The organism is Caballeronia sp. (genome assembly GCF_049581465.1).
Classification (GTDB): domain Bacteria; phylum Pseudomonadota; class Gammaproteobacteria; order Burkholderiales; family Burkholderiaceae; genus Caballeronia.
In genome coordinates, this window is record NZ_JBAUSA010000777.1 from 1 (window position 1) to 6611 (window position 6611).

General features: G+C 61.5%; 3 protein-coding genes. All 3 read right to left on the reverse strand.

The features are described 5' to 3' along the window. Positions 1-2153, reverse strand: a 2153-nt coding sequence (locus tag WCA53_RS19130) for a LuxR C-terminal-related transcriptional regulator (protein ID WP_423914136.1), incomplete at its 3' end; no start/stop codon positions are given. Positions 2154-2421: 268 nt separating this feature from the next. After that, on the reverse strand, positions 2422-3561 hold the full coding sequence (locus tag WCA53_RS19135; RefSeq protein ID WP_423914141.1) for an acyl-CoA dehydrogenase family protein: 1140 nt from the start codon (positions 3559-3561) through the stop codon (positions 2422-2424). Positions 3562-3970: 409 nt separating this feature from the next. After that, a partial coding sequence (locus WCA53_RS19140; protein ID WP_423914144.1) for a LuxR C-terminal-related transcriptional regulator occupies positions 3971-6611 on the reverse strand: 2641 nt, incomplete at its 5' end.

The following is a 6611-nucleotide window of genomic DNA, read 5'->3' on the forward strand; positions in this document are numbered from 1 at the left end:
AGGCTGAGCCGAAGGGCCAGGCGCTGGCAGCGCTGCGCATGGAGCTGGTCGATCGAAACAGCTAACTCCGCCAGCAGGTTGGCAAGTGCGGCGCTTCCCTGACCGTCGTCCGCACCGTGCACGCGCAACCGTAGGCGGCCCATCTCCAGCGTCTCCACCTCATGCAATGGAACAGGAACCGCTCGCTCCGGGCTCCACAACTCCGGGGCTTCGGCTCGGCGCAAACACGCCGCGGCAGCGGCCGCATTGCCCTGAATCAAAGCCAGTCGCGAACGCTCGAGCTCTGCGCTGACGACGAGACGACCGAGGTTCTGGCCGTGGCCGATGAATTCCAGCTCGCTCAGCACACCGTAAGCGCGGTCCGGCTCGCCGCGTTGCCATGCCAGTCGCGACTGCGTGATGTAACCTCGCACCATCTGGCCGCTTCCCCCTGACTCCCGCGCCAGCGCCATGTAGATCGTCAGGACCTGCCCGGCCTGGTCGAGGTGGCCGGCTTCGTACAATGCTTCGGCGAACAGCATGGCAGACGGCGCGCTGCCGGTGGCCCGACCCCCGACATCGTCGGACATGTTGTTCGTCGCCAGGCGAAAGCGTGCGATGGCGTCTTGCAGCCTCCCCTGCCTCAGACTGATCGTGCCTTCCAGCGCTTCGGCCATCACCAGGCTGAAAGTACTGCCGATTTCGATGTGCGAACGGCGCGCCTGGTCCAGCAACGCACGCGCTTCTTCATGGCGCCCAAGTGCAGCGTAAAGCTTCGCCATCAGATTGGTCAGTAGACCGTATGGAAATGCGTAGTGGGGATCGAGCCGCGCGTGATTTTCGATGCCCATGGCAAGCCCATGGGCCTGATCTGTCATCACCAGCAGCATGGGACGCAGCGCAAGCATGTGAGCCCGCAGTTCCATATTCCCGCCAGCTTCGTCCCGTTCCATGGTTTCGTCTATGCGTCCCACGAGCGCCTGCGCATCCGCATAACGATGCGTAAAAATAAGTGCCCAGGCGCGGACGACATTCAGCTTGCACTGGGTATCGAACAGACACTGAGGCAAGCTGTCGAGCCAGCGGGCCAGCAAGCGGAAGCGGCCGAGATCCAGCAGCCGCTGCGCGTGAATGCCAAGCAGGCGTGCGGTGCCGTCGTAGTCGCGTGCGCGCAATGCATGCTCAATGGCAGGCACCGGTCGCCCCTCGCCTTCATACCATTGCGAGGCGCGTCTGTGGAGAACGGGTACCGCAGAAGGATCAACCTGAGTCAACTGCGCGTGCAGAAATTCCCGAAAAAGACTGTGGTACCGGTAATGACCGGGATTGTCCAACGCCGTCAGAAAGAGGTTTGCACGCTCGAGTTCCGCGAGCAGCGCGGCGCTGCCGGTATGTCCAAGCAGGGCATCGCAGACAGGGGCGCTGAGTTCATGGAGCACGCTCGTGCGCAACAGAAATTCGCGCTGTGCATCGGGTAATCTGACAAGCACGTCTTCGGCCAGATACTCCGTGATCGCGGCATGGGAGCCCGAAAAAGTCGCGAGAAAGGTTCCCGGATCGTCATGTCCTTCCAGGGCCAGGGAAGCCAGCCAGACCGCTGTGGCCCAACCATCGGTGACCTTATGAAGTCGGCCCAGTTCACTGCTGCCCAGCGTGAGGCCGCGTCGGTTGTGCAGATATTCAGCGGTTTCTTCTAATGAAAAACGTAACTGCCCCGGCCCGACTTCCAGTAACTGACCGCGCGCGCGCAGCCGGCCCAAACCGAGGCCAGGCACGACACGCGAGCCGATCACGATTTGCCAGCCAGATGGGAGGTGATCCACCAGTTGCCGGATCAGATCCAGCACAGCAAGGCTTTCGACAACCTCGAAGTCATCCAGAAACATCGTGAAAGTGGCACGGGACGCTGCGACGCGGTCGATCAGTTCGAGCAGGACCGGTTCTCCGGAAGCCGTGCCGACGCGCGGCGCGACACGCTCGATCGCCGCATCGAAGTGTGCAAGGAAGCGGCCAAGATCGTTGTCAGACGCGTCCAGATTGAGCCACCTGATAACAGCACCGGCCGCTTGCCGTCGCGCCGCGTACTGCAGCATGGCCGTTGTTTTGCCAAACCCGGCCGGCGCGCGCAGCACAATCAGACGCACATCGCCGGCGTCGTTGATGCGCTCATCCAATTGCGCCCGCGGCAATTGAAAAGGAGGCGGACGGGGCGGAGACAGCTTGGAGGGCAAGAGATTTTGATGCATGGCGTACTGAAGTTGAAAACACGCAGTCGCACGCGCGTACTGCACATGGCCACCCACTTCGCGCCAATGCTGGGCAGCCCGGTTGCGATGTTTTCGTGCCCCCTGAGTCAATAATCAATGCGCGCCTGGACGCAAGCGCCAGGCGAGAGCGGCCACGTGAGACACGCGACACCGCGCCCGAAGGGTCAATTCAGAACTAGAGCTTGCGGGATATGAGTTCGCGCATGACCTCATTGGTACCGCCGTATATGCGCGATACCCGCATATCGACAAAGGCGCGCGCAATCGGGTATTCGAGCATGTAGCCGTATCCGCCGTGCAATTGCACCATGTCGTCGATGCATTTCCACATGGTTTCGCTCGCGTAAAGCTTGGCGACAGCCGCTTCTTCGGCGGTCAGCTTACGCCGCATGTGTTCGCCGATGTAGTAATCGACCATGGTGCGCAAGGCCACGGCTTGTGTCTTTATATCGGCCAGCTTGAACCTGGTGTTCTGAAAGTCCCACACGGTCTGGCCAAATGCCTTGCGGTCTTTCACGTATTCCAGTGTCTGTTCCAGCAGGCGCTCGACCTTGGCGGCGGCGTTCACCGCAATCATGAAACGCTCCTGGGCCAGGTCCTGCATCATGTAGATGAATCCCTTGTTCTCCTCGCCCAGGCGGTTGGCAACCGGCACCCGCACGTTGTCGAAGAACAGTTCCGCGGTGTCCTGGGCGTGCATGCCGACTTTTTCAAGCTTGCGCCCCCGGCGAAAACCCTCCCGGTTCGTCTCCACCATGATTAGACTGACGCCCTTCGCGCCGGCTGCCGGATCGGTCTTGCACACGACCAGCACCAGGTCGGAGACGCAACCGTTGGTGATGAACGTTTTGCTGCCGTTGATCACGTATTCGTCGCCCTCGCGCACGGCCGTCGTGCGCACCGACTTCAGGTCGCTGCCACCGCCGGGTTCGGTCATGGCGATGGCAAGGATGATTTCGCCGGCGCAGACCTTCGGCAACCAGCGCATCTTTTGTTCTTCAGTGCCGAGCCGGTTGATGTAGGGCGCGACGATGTCCGAGTGCAGGCCGATCGACAATCCGCTCACGCCGCCATAGGCCAGCTCTTCCGCGAGGATCGCCGCATGGCCGAAATCACCGCCGCCGCCGCCGTACTCGGCGGGCAAGGTCGTGCACAGCATGCCCTCGCGCCCCGCCTTTAGCCAGGTCTCACGATCAACCTCGCCCTCCTTGTTCCACGCTTGCTGGCGTGGCGCGCATTCGCGTTCCATAAAGCGCCGCACAGATACGCGGAATTGCTCGTGATCTTCACGATAGACGCGGCGAATAACTTCCATCTACTACTCCTCGCAGAAAGGGGAAGTGCGTCGCTCGCTTGTTCACCCAACCGTTCGGGGGCACGCGAAGCAACGCATCAATGCTTTGATCATGCATGAGGCGTTTTCGCAAGCAAGCCACCCGTCTTGGGGGGGCGGGCAACGTTCTGAGGGGTTTGCGCGCGTTCGGTCAGGCGTGGACGTATTGTGGAGGACAACGCCTCCAGACCGCCGACACGGCGTCAATCAAGGAGCGCGGCAGTCCTGCGCGCGAATCCCGCCCACGGGGAGAATCCCCAACGGATCGCGAGGCACCATGCTGGCTTTGGCCCTTGGGGCTTTATTTTCAAGATCGCTGATGTGCAATGTCTGCATGCACGGCGTTAAATTTCGACGCGGTATGCCCCGTCCATGGTGGAAGCCGGGTTTCTCAGCGGGGCTGCACAGGTGGAATGCCGCCCGAGAAATCCCGCAGACGGGCTGCGGCTTCGTCGCGCCCAGTGACGCCGAGTTTTATGTAGATGTTCTTCAAATGCCATTTCACGGTCTCGGGAGCCACACCGAGCACGCGCGCAATCCTTTTGTTTGGCATGGCCATCGCGAGAAGTTCGAGCACTTCGGTTTCGCGTTCGCTAAGCGCTGTCATGCCACTGGCCAAACTGGTCGCGGGTGCGACCGTCAACCCCCCGTTAGCCAAGTCGACACACGCGTTAAGTCGCTGGACGTAAAACGCCAGGACCGGATCAAGCGCTTCTTTCTGGAAGACTATTTCCAACAATTCAGTCAGACCCGGCGAAGCGTCGACAAGCGTTCGTTGCAATCCCAGACGATGCCCAATATGAATGGCCTCCAGCAGATTGTCCCGGGCCGCGCGATTCGAGCCACGCGCCAGCTCCGCCGAGGCGAGTTGCACACGCAGGCTCGCCGCACGCCGCCATCGCCCACCTTCTTCGGACATTGCAACGAGTGGAATAAGCCGCGAACGGGCGTCGTCAAACGCCTTTCGGTGCAGAGACATATCGATTCGCGCGCGCTGGGTAGCGACCCGAATCTCCAGCGCGGTGCCACGAGTCGCATCGGCATACCGGGCACCGAGTGCTTCAGCGCGTTTCAGCGCGGCGTCAGCCTGATCCGGCTCGCCCTGCATGAGGCTCCAGCGCACTGCCTCGCGAAGGGCGTGAGCAAGCAGCCTGTCAAGGCGATACTTGAGCGCGTAGTCCTCCAACCGTTCTATGTAGGCATATGCTTCGAGCGGCCGCCGCGCGAGGCGGTGCGCAGCGGCTAGCGTGACGAACGCGCTCAGGACGATGTCTGGAATGGAGACACGTTCCATGAAGTCGACGCGTTCCTCAAGCATCGTGCGCGCGGCATCGAAATCATTGAGCTCATACAAGGCGTCGCCAAGCAAGCCTGTCGCCATGCAAGTGGCGCCGATGTACGCCGCACCGTATTTTTCGGCGTCCTTGAGCACCTCACGGTAAATGCCTTCCGCGACGACCATCCGGCCTTCCAGCGCGTGGCTCATCCCGGTCAGACAACGCGCGAGCAGGTCGACACGAGGTGCGCCCTCGCGACGGGTGCCGTCTTTGAGCACTTCGCGCGCGGTTTCGTATTCGCCCCTGTACATATACATCCAGGACATGATGCTGCTGCACCCGGATAGCCTGAAGTCATCGGTATTTGCAGGCGGCCGTTGCAGCTCGGGCAGAATCACTGCCAACGTGTCGGTGTCGTCGCGCTGGAGTGCGACAAGGCCGCGCAACAAGGTTAGCGTAAAGCGTTGATGGTCATCGAGGCCGCCATGCGCAGCGTCGACTTGCATTGACTGGATGGACCGCTCGGCAACGTCGAGATTGCGCGCTGCCAGTTGCAGGTGTGCGGCCAGAAGGCGCAGATCGAATCGCGCTTCGATCACGTTGTGCGGTAGCTGCCGCAGCAGACCCGCAATCTGACCCAGTTCGCCCTGTGCTACCAGTGCCTGCGCGCACGCCTGCACCATATCGGCCGCGGCTTCCGGCTCGTCGGCCAGAACCGAGTGACGCACGGCTTCATCGACAAAACCATGCTGGTCGAACCAGCGCCAGGCCTTTGCGTGTAGAGCACGTTGTTCAGTTTCCGAAAGCGCAGCGACCCGAGCCTGCAGTACCTCGCGCAGTAGCGGATGCAGCCGGTACCATGTTTCGCGGTCGCGTCCGCTCACCTGTTCGAGAAATAGATTTTCGGCCTCCAGATCGACGAGTCGAGTCGACATGCGTACAACGGCATGCGGTTGTCCCATCAGGTTTGCGCATAACGAAGGACAGAAACGGTCGCAGATCGAGAGGCATGCCAACAGCTCAAGATCGCCCGGTGCCAGTCGGGTGAGCACCTCGCGCTCGAAATATTCCGCAAAGGCGCGAACATCCCGCACTTGAATACAGGTATAGCGCCCGTCGCGACGACTCTTCAGGTCCATCGCGAACAACTGCAGGCCAGCAATCCAGCCGCCGGTCAGCTCGTAAAGAACCTGCGCGTCGCGCGGATCGATCTCGCCTAGCTGGTCGCGTAGAAACTGCTCGGACTCGGCAGGCGAGAAGCGCAGATCGCGCAGGTCGAACTCGCTGCACTGGCCCTGAGACTCGAAGCGCCATAGGGAAAGTTGCAGCGCGCTTCGAGAGGCGATGATCAGATGGAAATGAGCGGGCGCATAGTCGACCAGGTGTTGCAGCGCGAGCGTGACCAGCGGATGGGTCAGATGCTGGGCGTCGTCCAGCATCAGCACCAGTTCGCGCGACCGGCGGGCAACGCCGCTGACGAGCATGATCATCCGGTGCTCGATTTTCGATGCTTCCCAGTCCTCTCCCGATAGCAGCGCGACTTCGCACCCAATTGCGGGATCCACTTCTGCCAGGCTGGCCAGCAGGCAGTCGAGGAAACGCGCAGGATTGTTATCGTCCTCGGTCAGCGAAAGCCACGCAACGTCGAAATCGAAGGAGAGCAACGCCTGCCGCCATGTCACCAGAGTCGTGGTCTTGCCGCTGCCTGCGGGCCCGCGGAGCAGGACAAAGCGCTGCCGGCGCGTTGCGACCAGC